14 protein-coding genes are annotated in these 16,133 nt (G+C 39.0%); 9 read left to right on the top strand and 5 right to left on the bottom strand.

The features are described 5' to 3' along the window. Positions 1-15 precede the first annotated feature (15 nt). Positions 16-978 (bottom strand): M20/M25/M40 family metallo-hydrolase, encoded by a 963-nt coding sequence (locus tag IPJ16_11755; protein MBK7627842.1) that lies wholly within the window; start codon positions 976-978, stop codon positions 16-18. Between the two features lie 58 nt (positions 979-1,036). Then, entirely contained in the window at positions 1,037-1,999 is a 963-nt protein-coding gene (locus IPJ16_11760; protein ID MBK7627843.1) for an ROK family protein, read from the bottom strand. Between the two features lie 130 nt (positions 2,000-2,129). Between IPJ16_11760 and IPJ16_11765 the strand changes: the two genes are divergently transcribed. After that, entirely contained in the window at positions 2,130-2,732 is a 603-nt protein-coding gene (locus IPJ16_11765; protein MBK7627844.1) for an SIS domain-containing protein, read from the top strand. A 110-nt stretch (positions 2,733-2,842) separates the two neighbouring features. Here the strand turns inward: IPJ16_11765 and IPJ16_11770 are convergent, their stop codons facing one another. Next, positions 2,843-3,319: a MarR family transcriptional regulator gene (locus IPJ16_11770; protein MBK7627845.1), complete on the bottom strand. Its 477-nt coding sequence runs from the start codon at positions 3,317-3,319 to the stop codon at positions 2,843-2,845. Positions 3,320-3,594: 275 nt separating this feature from the next. On the opposite strand from IPJ16_11770, the gene IPJ16_11775 reads away from it, so the two are divergent. From IPJ16_11775 to IPJ16_11810, 8 genes are all read left to right on the top strand, one after another. Further along, entirely contained in the window at positions 3,595-4,935 is a 1,341-nt protein-coding gene (locus IPJ16_11775; GenBank protein MBK7627846.1) for a sugar MFS transporter, read from the top strand. Position 4,936: 1 nt separating this feature from the next. Further along, positions 4,937-6,031: an aminoglycoside phosphotransferase family protein gene (locus IPJ16_11780; protein ID MBK7627847.1), complete on the top strand. Its 1,095-nt coding sequence runs from the start codon at positions 4,937-4,939 to the stop codon at positions 6,029-6,031. 105 nt (positions 6,032-6,136) lie between these two features. Continuing rightward, the gene (locus IPJ16_11785) at positions 6,137-6,751 is read left to right on the top strand and encodes a hypothetical protein (GenBank protein MBK7627848.1); all 615 of its coding nucleotides are present in this window, start codon (positions 6,137-6,139) and stop codon (positions 6,749-6,751) included. A gap of 239 nt (positions 6,752-6,990) precedes the next feature. Continuing rightward, positions 6,991-8,547 carry an acyl-CoA carboxylase subunit beta gene (locus IPJ16_11790; GenBank protein ID MBK7627849.1) on the top strand — a complete coding sequence of 519 codons (1,557 nt, stop codon included), beginning with the start codon at positions 6,991-6,993 and terminating at the stop codon, positions 8,545-8,547. Between the two features lie 122 nt (positions 8,548-8,669). Beyond that, entirely contained in the window at positions 8,670-10,175 is a 1,506-nt protein-coding gene (locus tag IPJ16_11795) for an acetyl-CoA carboxylase biotin carboxylase subunit (GenBank protein ID MBK7627850.1), read from the top strand. Positions 10,176-10,189: 14 nt separating this feature from the next. Beyond that, positions 10,190-10,717, top strand: a complete 528-nt coding sequence (locus tag IPJ16_11800) for an acetyl-CoA carboxylase biotin carboxyl carrier protein subunit (protein ID MBK7627851.1) — start codon at positions 10,190-10,192, stop codon at positions 10,715-10,717. Positions 10,718-10,893: 176 nt separating this feature from the next. Further along, positions 10,894-12,837 (top strand): tetratricopeptide repeat protein, encoded by a 1,944-nt coding sequence (locus IPJ16_11805; GenBank protein ID MBK7627852.1) that lies wholly within the window; start codon positions 10,894-10,896, stop codon positions 12,835-12,837. After that, positions 12,834-13,598 (top strand): response regulator transcription factor, encoded by a 765-nt coding sequence (locus IPJ16_11810; protein MBK7627853.1) that lies wholly within the window; start codon positions 12,834-12,836, stop codon positions 13,596-13,598. The genes IPJ16_11805 and IPJ16_11810 overlap by 4 nt, the downstream gene beginning before the upstream one ends. 8 nt (positions 13,599-13,606) lie before the next feature. On the opposite strand, the gene IPJ16_11815 is transcribed toward IPJ16_11810, so the two are convergent. After that, complete coding sequence (locus IPJ16_11815) at positions 13,607-14,320, bottom strand: hypothetical protein (protein MBK7627854.1); 714 nt, start codon at positions 14,318-14,320, stop codon at positions 13,607-13,609. 133 nt (positions 14,321-14,453) lie between these two features. Next, entirely contained in the window at positions 14,454-15,914 is a 1,461-nt protein-coding gene (locus tag IPJ16_11820; GenBank protein MBK7627855.1) for an aminoacyl-histidine dipeptidase, read from the bottom strand. Positions 15,915-16,133: the final 219 nt, after the last annotated feature.

Genomic DNA, 16,133 nt, shown 5'->3' on the forward strand with positions numbered 1-16,133 from the left:
TAACTTAACATCTTACTATTCAGGCCTTACAAAGTTTTTGTCTGTCCAGACAATTTCCTTCTTTCTGTCAGACAGCCACAGAACCAATCCGCTGAAATGATTAACAAGGTCAGCCATATTATCAAAGTCAAATAAGCTCACTTCATCGGTAACGTTATGAATATGAGGAGCCATAGTAGTTGTGGCAAATGTTCCGCTCGGGATTCCGGTCGTAACACCTTCTCTGGTTGAAATTCTGGAAAAAGCTATATTATCCGATGATCCGAAGAGAATATGTGACAGTTTGATTGTATCAACCAGCTGAAAACCTGAATTCCTGTTATACTCCCCGACTGCGTCATCGAGGTCAGACATAAGACAGCCAGTCATATAGTATTTCTTTTTACCAAGATATTCAGAATGGCCAATCATTTCAAAATTCAGATTAGCATAAATCTTTTTTATGGGTATCAGGGTATTTGCAACAAAGTTCCGGGAACCTCTCATGCCGTTCTCCTCACCACTGAAAGCAGCAAAAACTATACTTCTGCCGGGCCTGATGCCAGATTCTTTAATGGCTTTGGCTATTCCTATAATTGCCGCAGTACCGGCAGCATTATCATCGGCACCGTTATATATGGAATCAGGTTTACTTCCTCTTTTGATACCTACATGATCAAAATGAGCAGTTAGCACAATATATTCACCTTTTAAGGCCGGGTCAGATCCTTCGACCAAACCAATAACATTTCTTTCATTTACCTGATTTTGCCGAGATGTAAACGTATAATTATGAATAAAATCAAGGGACGGGGCAACAGGTTTAAGTCCTGACTCACTGAACTTTCCGGCAATCCAGTCAGCTGCCAGTTTCATCTCAGGTGATCCATTACGTCTGCCCATCATATTATCTGAAGCCAGAAATGAAACCCATTCTTTTAAATTTTCTGAAGTTACAGCCCTGTGCTGTGAATAAGCAAGATTTATACTTGCTGACATTAAGAACGAAAATATTACTATTAACCTGGGTGACAAATATCTCATAAACAAAGTTTTATTAAACAGTTTTTCCTGCAAGTCGTGTCAATCCGTAAAATGCGCTTCCCATCAGCGATGCTGCGGATCCAAGATGTGCCCGTTCGATTCTGACAGTCGATCTGAAGTTTTCAAGTGAATTATCGAAAGCACTCTTTTTGATCATTGAAAAATATGAATCCTTAGCCTCTGACATTCCTCCTCCCACAACAATAATCTCAGGAGCAAATATTGATATGAGGTTTGCCAGTCCAATACCAACCAATTCAGCATTTTCATTAACAATTTTTAATGCAGTTTTATCTCCTGAATAACTAAGTTCAAATATTTCCTTGCATGAAGGGGAATCTGTGGTATTGCCTGCATGTTTTTTCTGCTCCTCTTTATATCTTCTTACCATGGCAGAAGCCGATGCAAAATACTCATATGAACCTCTAATGCCCAAATCGCTGAGCCCTTTATCATAGTTAATTATCATCTGCCCCACCTCACCACCAGCATTATTAACGCCTCTGTATAGTTTCCCGTTTATAATTATTCCACCTCCGATACCAGTACGAAGGGCAACAAAAATGACATTATTAAATCCCTTCGCAGCTCCAAAACGGTGTTCTGCTATTGTCATCATGTTGGCGTCATTTCCAACAAAGACGGGGAGTCCGGTTTCATTATTAACTATCTGTGCCAACGGAACATTTCTCCAGTCCTTAATTCCCTTGTCAGGACCAAGGATTATACCAGCTTTATGATCAATAAATCCCTTTGCTGCAATACCTATGCAAATCGGGTTAATTCCCAGAGCTGCTACTTTGAGCCTGATATCACGGATAGCTGTGATTATTTCTTTTTCGAGAATGTCCTTTGATTGTTTTTCCGGCAGATCACTAACTGAGGCTGCAACAATTGAACCGTCAATTTTAACAACAGCAATGTTGATTGAGTTTCGTCCGATATCAAGTCCTATAGCAGCTGCGTGATTAAACATATCAATTTTTTGATGGATGTATACAAAAATAACTTTAAATATAATTGTTCCTGCCTTAGAATTACAAAAGTTCTGATCTGATGGTGATATTTTTTGATAACTTTGGCATAAGTTTATTTATGAGGACATTATGAAAGATAAGATCAGAGAAATATTTAATAATGAAGCAAATGCTATAAATAATATTCCGGTAACAGATAGTTTTGAAGAAGCTGTAGGAATAATTCATCGCCAGGTACATGGCAAAAACGGAAAACTTGTAACAAGCGGAATGGGTAAAGCAGGGCAGATTGCACATAACATTGCAACCACATTCAGCTCGACCGGGACTCCTTCAATTTTTCTACATCCGAGTGAAGCGCAACACGGAGATCTCGGAATTCTTCAGGAAAACGATGTATTACTCGCAATTTCAAATTCAGGGAAAACCCGGGAAATTATAGAACTCATTGAACTTAAAAACCATCTTTATCCGCAAATACCCGTCATAGTTATTACCAGTAACGGGAATAGTCCTCTGGCAGAAAAAGCTGATTGCTATATACTTACGGGTGCTCCGGCAGAGGTTTGCATACTTGGCCTCACTCCTACCACATCCACAACTGTGATGACAGTTATTGGTGATGTCCTTGTTGTTTTGCTAATGGAAAAAATCGGATTCGATGCAAAAGACTACGCTAAGAGGCACCATGGGGGTTATCTTGGAATGAAGTCGAGGGAAATTTCCGGATAATTAAATACAAAATAAAACCACAGAGACACAGAGAGCACAGAGAAACACGGAGGAACTCTGTGATCCTCTGTGGTCTCCGTGTCTCCGTGGTAAAAAAAAGTAATTGGTCCTTAAATATTCCTACCTGTATTCTCAGTTTTAACTGATTCCAATGTAATTTCAAGTGATTCCTGGAATCTGTTGGCATTTTCAATCCACTTCAGAATTTTCTCACTTGCAACCGGATACTCGGGAGTACGCATAGATACTGTTCTGTAAGCATATTCTTTGAGTTCAGTAACATTGTCGAGGACTTTCATGAAATAAACCCTGAAAAAAGAATCGGTAAGGTAGAAGTAACGCTTTCTGTCGGAAGCGAAAGTTTTATAATCAATTATTTTGTTCTGAAGCAGATAATTAAGTGAGTTACTTACAGAGCTCTTGCTGGCTTTGAAGTATTTCACAAGTTCATCAAAAGTTTTCTCAGGCGGATCACTAACAGTGAAATAAGCAATTATTCTCCCTTGCATGGGTGTAAGTCCGAATTTCTCAAATACTTTACCTGTTTCTTCGATTGTTTCACGTGTGATTTTTTCCTGAGTGAGCATAACTTTGAAAATTTATTATCAAGTGGCAACTTATAAACAGACCGAAGACCGAAGCCAGAAGACCGAAGTCAAATCCAGTATTCCGAAATCCGATATTCTTCCGTCTTCAGTCTTCCGTCTTCCGTCTTCAGACTTCTTCCAAATTTAAAACAATTAGTTTACAGTTCTATAACTTTTGAACTAAAAAAACAAATTTATTTTTTCTTGGTTCAATCGGATAAAAAGATTAGTTTTGAAAGCTTCAGAGTAAAACAGTAATAATTAACTATACTATTATGACAACCAGCAACTCTCCAAAAGCCATCAGCAGGAAAGACTACATTTTTTCTGTAACGATTATCGGCCTTTTCTTTTTCATTTTCGGTTTTGTAACCTGGCTTAACGGAATATTAATTCCATTCCTCAGGACAGCCTGCGAACTAAATGATTTTCAGGCCTATTTTGTAACATTTGCCTTTTATGTTTCATATCTCGTAATGGCTCTTCCCTCTTCAGTTCTGCTTAAGAAAACAGGATTTAAGAACGGAATGTCAATCGGTTTGTGGATAATGGCAGCCGGCGCAATGATCTTCATACCGGCAGCAATGACAAGAACATTCGGGCTTTTCCTGCTGGGACTTTTTGTTGAAGGTACAGGACTTGCACTTCTTCAAACTGCATCAAATCCATATATCACAATTATAGGCCCGCCTGAGACTGCTGCCAAACGAATAAGCATAATGGGTATTGCTAATAAATTTGCTGGTGCCATTGCTCCTATTATTCTTGCAAGTGTAATATTGAAAGACTCAACGATTCTTGAAGAAAAGCTTGCACAGGCTGCTGATGCAGCACAACGTACTTTATTACTGGATGAACTTGCAAGCAGAGTTATAATGCCGTATATTATTATGGCAGTGATCCTTGTGCTGCTTGGTTTACTGCTCAAGTTCGCTCACCTGCCTGAGGTTGATACTGATGCTGAGGATGCCACAAGCGGAGAAGCAAATGCAAAAAAAACAAGTATATGGCAGTTTCCTCACCTTATTCTGGGTGTTGTTGCCCTGTTCTTCTATGTAGGAGTTGAAGTTATTGCAGGCGACAGTATAATAAGGTATGGGCAATCAATAGGAATGGATATGGAGTCGGCAAAGTATTATACTTCCCTTACACTCTTCAGCATGATCCTTGGTTATCTGTCCGGAATTATGTTCATTCCAAAGTATTTCACCCAGGTAACTGCACTTAAAGTGTCTACCATTCTTGGAGTTATTTTCTCTCTTGGAGCCATTTTTACACCGTCTACAGCAGTATTCACAATGCCGTTTATTGATATAATGACTTTTAAATCAATAGAGCTGGTTCTGCCGGTCACTGTACTGTTCGTTGCGCTGCTCGGACTCGCAAACGCTCTTGTATGGCCTGCGATGTGGCCTCTTGCACTTGCCGGTCTTGGACGTTTTACAAAAACCGCATCTGCACTTCTTATTATGGCAATAGCCGGCGGAGCAATACTTCCACTGGTATATGGGAAATTAGCAGTGAATTTCTCAACTCAGAGTGCATACTGGTTATGTGTGCCTGCATACCTTATTATAATGTACTACGCTTTCATTGGACATAAAGCCGGAAAATAAAATGGCTTATAATCTGAATGAAATATTTGAATGCTTTAAAACTGAGGGTACTTTTCTGAATGGTGAGCCTTATGGCAGCGGCCATATTCATGACACATTCAGAATTGAAACCAGGGAGCCGGAGAAGGATAATTATATTATTCAAAGACTTAACAATAAGATATTCAAAAATATACCTGAACTACAACAAAACATTGAAAGGGTAACGGTTCACTTAAGAGATAAACTGAAAAAGATACCGGGATCTGACATTAAAAGAGAGTGTCTGAGTCTAATACCATCGAAAGATGGCAAAAGCTGGATTGCTGACAAAGACGGCAATTTCTGGAGGATGTATATTTTTATATCCAATCACAGGTCTTATAACACTGTTGACAGTCCGGGAAAAGCTTTTGAAGGAGGAAAAGCAATTGGCCGTTTTCAGGCAATGCTGGCTGATATGCCGGGCGGACCACTTAATGAAACCATTCCATTCTTTCATAACATTGAAAAGCGCCTTGAGACATTCAACTTAAAGATCCGTGAAAATCCAGCAGGCCGTGCTGAGTCAGTTTCTTACGAAATAGATGAGTTTTTAAGGAGAGCAGATGAGATGAAAATCATTCTCCGTCTGGGAAGTGAAGGTAAAATTCCACTCAGAATAACACATAATGATACAAAATTCAACAATATACTACTTGACGAAAATGACAAGGCGTTATGTGTGATTGATCTTGATACAGTAATGCCGGGATATGTTCATTATGATTTCGGAGATGCTATCAGAACTGTCACCAACACTGCATCTGAAGATGAGACTGATCTTTCGAAAGTAACAATGAATATAGACCTGTTTAAGGCTTATGCTCAGGGCTACCTGTCTGAGTCGGGTAATACACTTAATAATACAGAAAAGGAGTATCTGGCATTTGCTCCGAAACTAATCACCTACACTATAGCATTGCGCTTTCTCACCGACTATTTAGATGGTGACAATTATTTCAAGATTCATCGCGAGCATCATAACCTTCAGCGAGCAAGGGCACAACTCAGACTTGTCATGAGTATGGAGGAGCAGTATGATGAGATGAGGAGGATTATCAGTAGGCTAACTTAGGTGCCGGGTGCCGGGTGTTTGTTACCAGGTAATCGGTATTCAGTAATCGGTAACCAGAAACCAGAAACCAGAAACCAGGAACCAGGAACAAAATAACAGGTAAGAATGAACTGGACAAAAGACGAAATAAAATTTTTAAAGACCCTGAATAATCCGGATAAGATTCAGGGTTTTCTTGATTCGATAGACTATAATCCGGTATATGAATGCAGATCACCCAGATTTGTGATAAAAAAAAGATCGGCACACTGCTTTGAAGGAGCATTGTTTGCTGCCGCAGTAATGCAGTTTAATGGTAATACACCATTAATCGTCGACATGAAGGCTTATAACGATGATGATCATGTAATTGCAGTGTATAAGGTTAATAATCACTGGGGTGCGGTTGCTAAATCAAATTTTACATCATTAAGATTCAGGGAACCGGTATACCGCTCCATACGTGAACTGATAATGTCTTATTTCGATTTCTTTTTCAATACAGCAGGGGATAAGTCACTCCGCTCCTACTCATTACCATTAAATCTTACGAAGTATGATCCGGTAAATTGGGCAATTACTGAAGATGATCTTGAATTTATTGGTGATAAACTTGAGAGCATGAAACATTATCCCGTTGTAAATAACACGATGATTAAACAATTAAGCAAGGCAAGCGATACAGTACTTCAGGCCGAACTTATGGGATCAAATGCAGAGGGACTTTTTAAACCGGCATAGGGGGCACAGGGCGGGCACAGAGCACAGAGCACAGAGCCAAAAGCGTAGAGCGTAAAGCGTAGAGCATAGAGAAAGGGAGAAAGGGAGACGATTGAGCTTAGAACTGAAAGCGGTCGAAAAATAATTTTAGCTATTTTGCTGTTTATCTTAATATTATAAACAAAGCCTTCGAAACGGTCGAAGGTTTTTTTGCAATAACCCCGAAAATGTCTATTTTTGACACGGTTAAAATATAGGGTATGGATTTATCGGGTAAATATTATAAGGCCTTCACCGACCGGCAGGAGGCAATTAAAAAGCAATATAGTCCGGAGCAGGCTGAAAAACAGCATGCAAAAGGAAAGCTGACTGCTTATGAGCGTATCAATCTCCTTTTTGATAACGGAACATTTGAAGAAATAGATGCTTTCGTAACACCTGCTGATCAGCCGGTGGAATTCGGAAAAGTTGAAAGATCGTATGGCGACGGAGTTATTGTTGGCCATGGAAAAGTAAACGGACGTCTCATATTTGCCTATGCTCAGGATTTCACCATAATGGGAGGTTCTTTGGGTATCGTGCACGCAAAGAAGATAGCAAAGATCCAGGAGATGGCTCTGAAGATGGGTTCTCCCATAATTGCACTCATTGATTCAGGAGGAGCAAGAATTCAGGAAGGTGTAGCAAGTCTGAGCGGATATGCCGGAATATTTCATAATATTATCCATTCATCTGGAATAATACCCCAGATTTCAGTAATACTTGGTCCGGCTGCAGGTGGAGCAGTCTACGCTCCTGCCCTAACCGACTTTGTATTCATGGTAAATCATACCAGCTATATGTTTGTTACAGGACCTAATGTTGTTAAAGAGGTTCTTAATGAAGACATTACCTCAGACGGCCTTGGCGGAGCAGAGGTACACGCCAGAAAAAGCGGGGTAGCACAGATGATTTACGATGATGAGGAAAACACAATTCTTGCTCTTAAAAAGTTCCTCTCCTATCTTCCTTCCAATAATGTGGAAAATCCACCAGTGGTTGCTGATGACGGATCAATTGGAGACTATAATGAAAAACTAAGAGATATTGTTCCTGATGATCCGAATAAGGCCTACGACGTTAAAGATGTTATAAATCAGATCGTTGACAGGAACAGCTTTTTTGAAACGGCCGAGTTGTTCGGAGCCAGCCTGGTGACAGGTTTTGCCAGATTAAGAGGAAAAACAATAGGAGTTGTGGCAAATCAGCCAAAAGTACTGGCAGGTGTCCTTGACATAGATTCTTCTGTTAAGGGTGCAAGATTCATCCGTTTCTGCGATGCATTCAATATTCCGATACTTACTCTTGAGGATGTGCCAGGTTTCCTTCCGGGTGCCGACCAGGAGCATGCAGGAATAATACGTCACGGTGCTAAAATGCTTTTTGCATACAGTGAAGCTACTGTTCCGAAAATAACAGTAATCCTTAGAAAAGCTTATGGCGGTGCCTTCATAGTAATGAACAGCAAAAACCTGGGAGGTGATTTCAGCTTTGCATGGCCATCTGCAGAAATAGCTGTTATGGGTCCCGATGGTGCAGTTGCAATCCTCTACAGAAGAGAACTTGCTGCTTCAAAGAATCCTGCAGAACTCAAAAAGGAGCTTGTCAAGAAATACCGTGATAAAATTGCGAATCCGTTTATTGCCGACGAACTTGGTTACATTGATGAGGTAATTGATCCTGCATTTACCAGAAAAAAAATACTCTCAGCATTAAATGCTCTTAATAATAAATGGGTTAAAGTGCCTGCACGAAAGCATGGGAATATGCCTCTTTAACGGCACAGAGCACAGGGCATGGGGCACAGGGCATAGAGCAAAGCGCAAGGGGCCCGGAAATATTTTTGAGTAGAGACAGCATGCTTGCTGTCTCCTTAAATGAGAAAGAACATTACTACAATATGAAGATAAAGAGAATATTAATAGCCAACCGGGGTGAGATAGCAGTCAGAATCATGAAGACTGCGAAACTGATGAAAATAGAGACAGTTGCAGTACAGACTGCAGTTGAGCCTAACGCAATGTATCTCTCATCAGCTGATGTCATCTACGATAATACAGAAGATAACTCAGAGATCCCTGTATTCCTTGATATTGAAAAACTCATAGCTATTGCACTTAAGACAAATGCAAATGCGATACATCCGGGATATGGATTTCTTGCCGAGAACGCATATTTTGCACAGAAGTGTATCGATAACAAGATCATTTTCATCGGGCCCTCTCCTGATGCAATATATAAGATGGGAAATAAGACAATTGCCCGTAAAATAGCTATGGCAGGTGGAATACCTATGGCTATGGGACATGAGGGTAATATTGCAAATGAAGAAGAGGCTGTACTGGTTGCTGAGAAAATTGGCTATCCTGTAATTATAAAAGCAGCTTCTGGTGGCGGAGGAAGAGGAATGAGGATTGTGAGGAAATCTGAAGAGATGGAAAAGATGTTTATCATCGCCAGCAAGGAAGCAGAGAAATCTTTCAATGACCCTTCTGTCTTTGTTGAAAAATACATTGAAAATCCGAAGCACATTGAATTTCAAATACTTGGAGATACAAAAGGAAATGTGATTCACCTTGGTGAACGCGAGTGTTCAATACAGAGAAAACATCAGAAGTTACTTGAAGAAGCCCCCTCTTCCGCACTTGATAAAAAACTCAGGGAGAAAATGGGAAAAATGGCTGTTCAGATTGCTAAAGCTGTAGATTATCATTCAGCAGGCACTGTTGAATTTCTTCTTGACTCAGAAAAGAATTTTTATTTTATGGAGATGAATACCAGGATACAGGTAGAACACCCTGTAACTGAAATTATAACAGGTATTGATCTTATTGAGCAGCAAATCAGAATAGCTAACGGGGAAGAACTTAAATTTAAACAAAGTGATATAAAACTCAGCGGATGGGCAATTGAGTGCCGGATTAACGCAGAGGATGTACAGGCAGGTTTTGCACCTGATCCGGGTAAAATAGTCAGTTTAAATATGCCGTCAGCCCCATGCGTACGGGTAGATACAGGTGTTCAGGCAGGTTCATCTATTGTTGCTAGTTACGATTCAATGATTGCCAAACTTATTGTCAAAGGAAAAGATCGCAAAGAGGCTATCAAAAACTGCAAAATGGCACTTGATAAAGTCTGGATAAAAGGAACTAAGACCACTCTCCCGTTTTTCCGCATGCTCATGCGTCATCCGAAATTTCAGGATGGAAATTTCACAACAGCTTTCATTGAAAAGGATCTTGAGAAATTCTACTTTAACAGCGAATATGAGGAGATGCTTGCAGCATGGCTGGCTACCAAATTATTTGTTGAGGAGAACCTGAATGATGACAGTATCAACATCGATTTCAAAAATGGAAAAGACATGAGTCCATGGTTGCTGAACAAGAGAATTAATCAATTTTAAATCGGGTTACTACAATGGCAAACGACAAACTTCAGATAAATAAGCTTTTTGCTCTCTCATCAGAAAACAGAAAATTCAGTTTCTCTATGCCCCTCAAGCATACTATTAAGATTGGAAAAAGAGAGTATGAGGTAAAACTCAAGTCGGATGAGAAGCTGGGAACCTACATTCTCTGGAAAAACCGTAAGTATCCGGTTGAGATTATTCGTTCGCGTCAGAATAAATATGAGATTCTGTTCAATGATATAAGCTACACGTTTACTGTTGAGACTCCATTCTCTCTACAGAGGATGAAAGTTCTCAACTCTAAAAAGGGTAAAGTTGTTCAGGAATTTGTTAAGGCTCCAATGCCAGGCAAAATCATTGATGTACTTGTCAGGGAGGGAGCTACAGTTACACGAGGAGAAGCTGTCGTAATTCTTGAGGCAATGAAGATGCAGAATGAAATTCTGGCCCCTGTCAGCGGAACAATAGTAAAGGTCTACGCAAAAGCTAACACAAATGTTATGAAGGATGATCTTCTGGTGGAAATCAAACTATAACATTACCAACCGTTAACTCAAAACGACCATTCGTAAAATATTTATGCTTAAAGTTAATATTTGCATGTAAATTGCAAGTACTAAACCGGATTGTGTCGACTTGTTAAATTAGAATTTTAGGGAATGGCCTTTCGGTTAGGATATAGATAGCGAGAAACTAAGTATATTTAGTTTTTATGAGACCGATAAGAAAAATACTAATTGCACTGCTCATCATCAATGGAATATCTTCCGCATTAACAGCAGGACTTTCAGCATCGGAGGTATTTCAGCAAAACAAAAAATCCAGACCGGCAGGAAATAAAGCGGATGTTGAAAGGTACTCCAGTTCAGCCCTTAGTTATGGCTCAAAGATTATTTACCTTGAAGTTCAGAAAGCATACATTGATACAGCTGAATTAATATGCAAAAAAGAAAACATCGAGATTCCTGCAATTTTACATCTTGCCAGAGCTGAATATTTTTTCAATACCGGCGATTATAACAATTCCTCCCAGGAAGCCTCTATTGCTGTAAAACTGGCTAAAAGCTTTGATGAGACTGATGTTTTAGCCAAAGCGCTCAATTTTCTTGGAAGATACTACCTTAGAACGGGTTCCTTTAAAGAGAGTATTGAATATTTCGAAAAAAGCATTGAGTTATTAAAAAAAATAAAACTGAAAGGATTTACAACAAGAAGCTACAGTGGAATTGCAGATGTTTATAAGACCCTTGGAAATCAAATAGAGTACCGAAACAGCCTTCAGAAAATGATTGATGCAGGATCTGAGGAGATGGATACATTATTTATAGAGGATGGGCTTTACAAACTTGGAACTGATTTTCTGAGTAATGAAAGGGATTTCGAGAAAGGTGATTCTCTTCTGAAAAAGTGTAATGAAATTGCCTTAATACGGGGAGATACAGCATTTATTTCGCTATCCTATGCTAATATGGGATGGAACTTCTATCTGGAAAAGAAATATAATGAAGCAATCAAAACATATGAAAAATCATTGAAGTACAGCATCCCTTTTAAAAGATTTGCAGATGTAGCCAATGCACTGGGAAACCTTGGCACAATATACAGGGATATGAGCAAGTATGATCAGGCTCTGAAATATTACAACAAATCAATTGATTACGCTCAGAAAGTTGAAGATGTTTATAACCTTTCATGGGTATATGACGATATGAGTCAATTGTATATCAAGCTGCAGGACACATCAAACGCGTATAAATCTTATGTATTATTCAAGAAGTATAGTGATGCACAGATAAAAAAAAGTAACGTTTTAGGATTAAGCGACGCCAGGATCCGCTATGAAGCTGAAACCCACAAAAAAGAGCTCCAGTTACTTTCACTGAGAATACGTAATCAAAGACTGATGCTTTACGGTTTTACAGGTTTATTTGTTCTGTGTATTGCCATTGGAATTCTTATAATAAGCCGGGCAAAGATCAATGCAAAGAGAAGAATAAGTGAAATGAACCATAAGATATCTGAGATAACTCAGGCAAACCTGAGGCAGCAGATGAACCCGCACTTTATCTTTAACACGCTCAACTCTATCCAGTACTATATGTATCAGCACGATAAACTTGCAACAAACAATTACCTTACAAAGTTTTCGAGCCTGATGCGCAAAGTGCTTGAGAATTCACAGCATACTGCAGTACCGCTCCGTGATGAACTTGACGCTCTCAACCTCTACCTTGAGCTTGAAAAAATCAGATTTAAGGATAAGTTCGATTATAATATCGATATAGATGAGGAGATTGACACTATTCTTTATAAGGTCCCAACAATGCTCATTCAGCCATATGTAGAAAACTCCATTTGCCATGGCCTGATGCCCCTCGAAGGAAAAGGGCAAATAAAAATTGATCTGAAACTGAAAAAAGACTATATTTCCTGTATTATTGAGGATAACGGGATTGGCAGAGAAGCAGCGAATGAAAAGAAGACAAAATGTGAAAAAAATCACAATTCGCTTGGGACACAGATTGTTAATTCAAGACTTGATCTGGTAAATACTTTGTACGGAACAAGTCTTAAAACAATATATACAGATCTGAAAAACAAAGATGGAGAACCGGAAGGCACAAGGGTAGAAATCCATATTCCAATTCTGACATGAAGCATAAGCTTATAACAGTAATTATTGACGATGAATCGGACGCAGTCGATTTTATAACATCAATTATCGGTGAATACTGCCCGGGACTTGAGGTTAAAGGTAAGGCTCATAATGTTAAGGATGGTGTAAAACTTATAAAGGAGATAAAACCTGAACTTGTATTCCTTGATGTTGAAATGCCAAATGGTACCGGATTTGACTTATTAACACATTTCCCCGAGAAGGATTTTGATGTCGTGTTTATAACAGCATTTAATCATTATGCCATCAAAGCCATAAAGTTCAGCGCTGTGGATTATATCCTTAAGCCAATTAATATCAATGAATTCATAGAATCGGTTAACAGAGTTATTCAAAAAAGAGGCACTAATTCGAAGGCCGGAAATGAAAACTTTGAAGCTCTCCTTGAGAATATCAGAAGCTCACATCCTACAAGGCTTGTTATTCCAACCTCCGACGGCAGGGAGTATCTGAATCCGAATGAAATAATAAGGATTGAGGCTGACAGGAGTTATTCATGGTTTCATATAGTCGATAAAAAGAAAATCCTTGTATCGAAGCACCTCAAAGAGTTTCAGGATCTTTTAAATGACAGGAATTTTTTCCGTCCGCATAACTCACACCTTATCAATCTCGATTATGTCAAAAAGTATGTCAGGCACGATGGCGGTTATATTGAAATGACTGATGGATCGCAGGTGCCTGTCTCACGAAACAGAAAAGATCTATTTCTGGCTCATATGTCGAGATATACCGGTTAGCAGGTAATTCAGACTGGTTTCCTCCTGAACAGAATTCTGTAAATAATAATTACAGGACCCGAGATAATAAGTATCGAAATAGCACCTGAAATCACACTTTCGACCCGGACATCTGTAAGCCATGCCCAGCTTATCCAGTAAAGAGGTGAGAAAAAAGCAAGACAATTGAACGGACTGTTAAGCAGAAGTCCAACCGGAACCGCAATAAGGACCAGAGCACTTATCAAATAATTTACGGTGTTGGATGCTTTATGGTATATCCTGTTAGTAATAAGGAATACCAGATGAACTGACTGTAATGAGAGTAACACCGAAATATATAATGATCTCAGCCAGCCTTCAAATGGGATCGGATCAGTTATTATTATTGCCAGCAGCACTAACACAAAGCTCAGAAAAAAGGTTTCCAGTATCCTGATAAAAAAAATTGCGCTAATTTCCTTTCGGTAATGCTGAGTAGGCGATGATAAAAGGCTTCTATGAGAAAAACCTGAAGCCAGGATGAATCCAACAACTAAAGGAATCGAAGAAATCAGAACAAGAGAAATTATTGTAAAATAGTCTTCCGGCTTCAGTCTGTTTCCGGAATTAATAAGAACTGAGATAAATGGAAATACGAACTTAAGAACTGTAACAAGTAATACAGGTATCAGTATGGCAGAAATAATTACAGGTCTGTGTATAATTAACTTTAAATCAGTCTTTAACAAATCCCTGAACATACACTCTGTCTTAAATTACAAATAAATAAAAGGTTGTCTAAAAGGGGGGGGGGGGGGGGGGTTTTTAAGGAAGTCCTTTAGGGGATTGGTACAAAGAGAATGGATTTATGAGACGCCCTCTCTAATATTACTATTAGCCTTTAACCGGTATGTGTTTAAGTGTTTCTACAAGAAAATTCCAGAATTTGCCAACAGATTCTATATTGACTTTCTCATCAGGTGAATGCGGGTATCTGATGGTCGGGCCAAAAGATATCATATCCAGTTTTGGATAAACACCACTTATAAGGCCGCATTCAAGACCAGCATGAATAGCCTTAATATCCGGAATCTTTCCATAGAGTTCATTATATACAGAGCTCATAGTCTTCAGGATTGGTGACTTCATATTTGGTTTCCAACCAGGGTATGCACCAGTAAGATTAACATCTGCATTAATAAGATGGAACACAGCAGCAATTTTCCATGCTGTTGCTTCCTTTGCAGAGTCAACTGAACTCCTGCACAGATTGTGAGCAACAAACTTACCATCCTTACAACTCACAATAGCGAGGTTGTTTGATGTTTCTACAAGTCCTTTCATAGCCTGACTCATTCTAACAACACCATTGGGACAAACAAAGACAGCCCTTATAATCCTATACTGGTCGGCCTGATTCATCACTTTCGCCGGGACTGATACTTTTTCAAATGCAAATTTCAAGTCAGGCTCAGTATCAGAAAACTCAGCTTTATATATTTCTTCATACCCTTTTACAAAAGCCTCAAATTCAGCAGTTTTTATTTCAGGGACGAGAAGTAATGAATAAGATTCACGGGGTATTGCATTTCTCAGATCACCACCGGCTGCTTCAGAAAGTCTTACACCAAAATCTGCTTCAGCCTGCATAAGAAAACGGAACATAAGCTTGTTTGAGTTTGCTCTCCCCATGGCGATATCAACTCCTGAATGCCCGCCTTTAAGACCTTTTGCAGTAATTCTATACGCAGCCATTCCTTTAGGAGAGGCTTCCTCAGCATAAGTTTTTACAGCACTGACATCAATTCCACCGGCACAACCAACATACAATTCACCCTCGTCCTCAGAATCGAGGTTCATCAGAATATCACCAAACAATAACCCTTTCTCAAGTCCGAAAACACCTGTCATGCCAGTCTCTTCATCGATTGTAAAAAGTGCTTCAACTGGTCCGTGAACAATAGTTGTTGATGCAAGTACTGCCATAGTTGCAGCAACTCCTACACCGTTATCGGATCCAAGTGTAGTACCGTTGGCTCTGACCCATTCCCCATCTACTATAGTTTCAATCGGGTCTTTTTCAAAATCATGTTTCTTGTCGCTGTTTTTTTGAGGCACCATATCGAGATGTGTCTGGAAAATAATACCTTTCCTGTTCTCCATCCCTTTAGTAGCTGGTTTTCTGATTATTACGTTTCCAACCTTATCCACGAGTGTCTCAAGGTTATGCTTTTTCCCAAAAGCAACCATGTATTCAACAATTCTCTTTTCCTTCTTGGATGGTCGTGGGATCTGGGTAATTTCATAAAAATAATTCCACAATTCTTTCGGCTCAAGTTTTCTTATGTCGCTCATATTCAAATAATTTTAATTGTTGTAAATTTAGTGTATAAAATTAATGTAATTTGGTAACATAAACAATGTCTTTACTAAGGATATGCCATAGATTCAAAATTGTAACAAAAACTTAATAAACAATTCCTTTCCGGTTTCATGTCAAATTTGTTACTTTGTAAAACCTAAACTTGACAAATTGTTATTTTATATTCTTTTAAAAATGAGCAATATAAAAAT

Source organism: Bacteroidales bacterium (assembly GCA_016709865.1).
Classification (GTDB): Bacteria; Bacteroidota; Bacteroidia; order Bacteroidales; family VadinHA17; genus LD21.

Bases quoted from the DNA above. Each gene is read 5' to 3' on its own strand.
- IPJ16_11755 (MBK7627842.1), bottom strand. From the start codon at position 978: ATGTCAGCAAGTATAAATCTTGCTTATTCACAGCACAGGGCTGTAACT.
- IPJ16_11760 (MBK7627843.1), bottom strand. From the start codon at position 1,999: ATGTTTAATCACGCAGCTGCTATAGGACTTGATATCGGACGAAACTCA.
- IPJ16_11765 (MBK7627844.1), top strand. From the start codon at position 2,130: ATGAAAGATAAGATCAGAGAAATATTTAATAATGAAGCAAATGCTATA.
- IPJ16_11770 (MBK7627845.1), bottom strand. From the start codon at position 3,319: ATGCTCACTCAGGAAAAAATCACACGTGAAACAATCGAAGAAACAGGT.
- IPJ16_11775 (MBK7627846.1), top strand. From the start codon at position 3,595: ATGACAACCAGCAACTCTCCAAAAGCCATCAGCAGGAAAGACTACATT.
- IPJ16_11780 (MBK7627847.1), top strand. From the start codon at position 4,937: ATGGCTTATAATCTGAATGAAATATTTGAATGCTTTAAAACTGAGGGT.
- IPJ16_11785 (MBK7627848.1), top strand. From the start codon at position 6,137: ATGAACTGGACAAAAGACGAAATAAAATTTTTAAAGACCCTGAATAAT.
- IPJ16_11790 (MBK7627849.1), top strand. From the start codon at position 6,991: ATGGATTTATCGGGTAAATATTATAAGGCCTTCACCGACCGGCAGGAG.
- IPJ16_11795 (MBK7627850.1), top strand. From the start codon at position 8,670: ATGAAGATAAAGAGAATATTAATAGCCAACCGGGGTGAGATAGCAGTC.
- IPJ16_11800 (MBK7627851.1), top strand. From the start codon at position 10,190: ATGGCAAACGACAAACTTCAGATAAATAAGCTTTTTGCTCTCTCATCA.
- IPJ16_11805 (MBK7627852.1), top strand. From the start codon at position 10,894: ATGAGACCGATAAGAAAAATACTAATTGCACTGCTCATCATCAATGGA.
- IPJ16_11810 (MBK7627853.1), top strand. From the start codon at position 12,834: ATGAAGCATAAGCTTATAACAGTAATTATTGACGATGAATCGGACGCA.
- IPJ16_11815 (MBK7627854.1), bottom strand. From the start codon at position 14,320: ATGTTCAGGGATTTGTTAAAGACTGATTTAAAGTTAATTATACACAGA.
- IPJ16_11820 (MBK7627855.1), bottom strand. From the start codon at position 15,914: ATGAGCGACATAAGAAAACTTGAGCCGAAAGAATTGTGGAATTATTTT.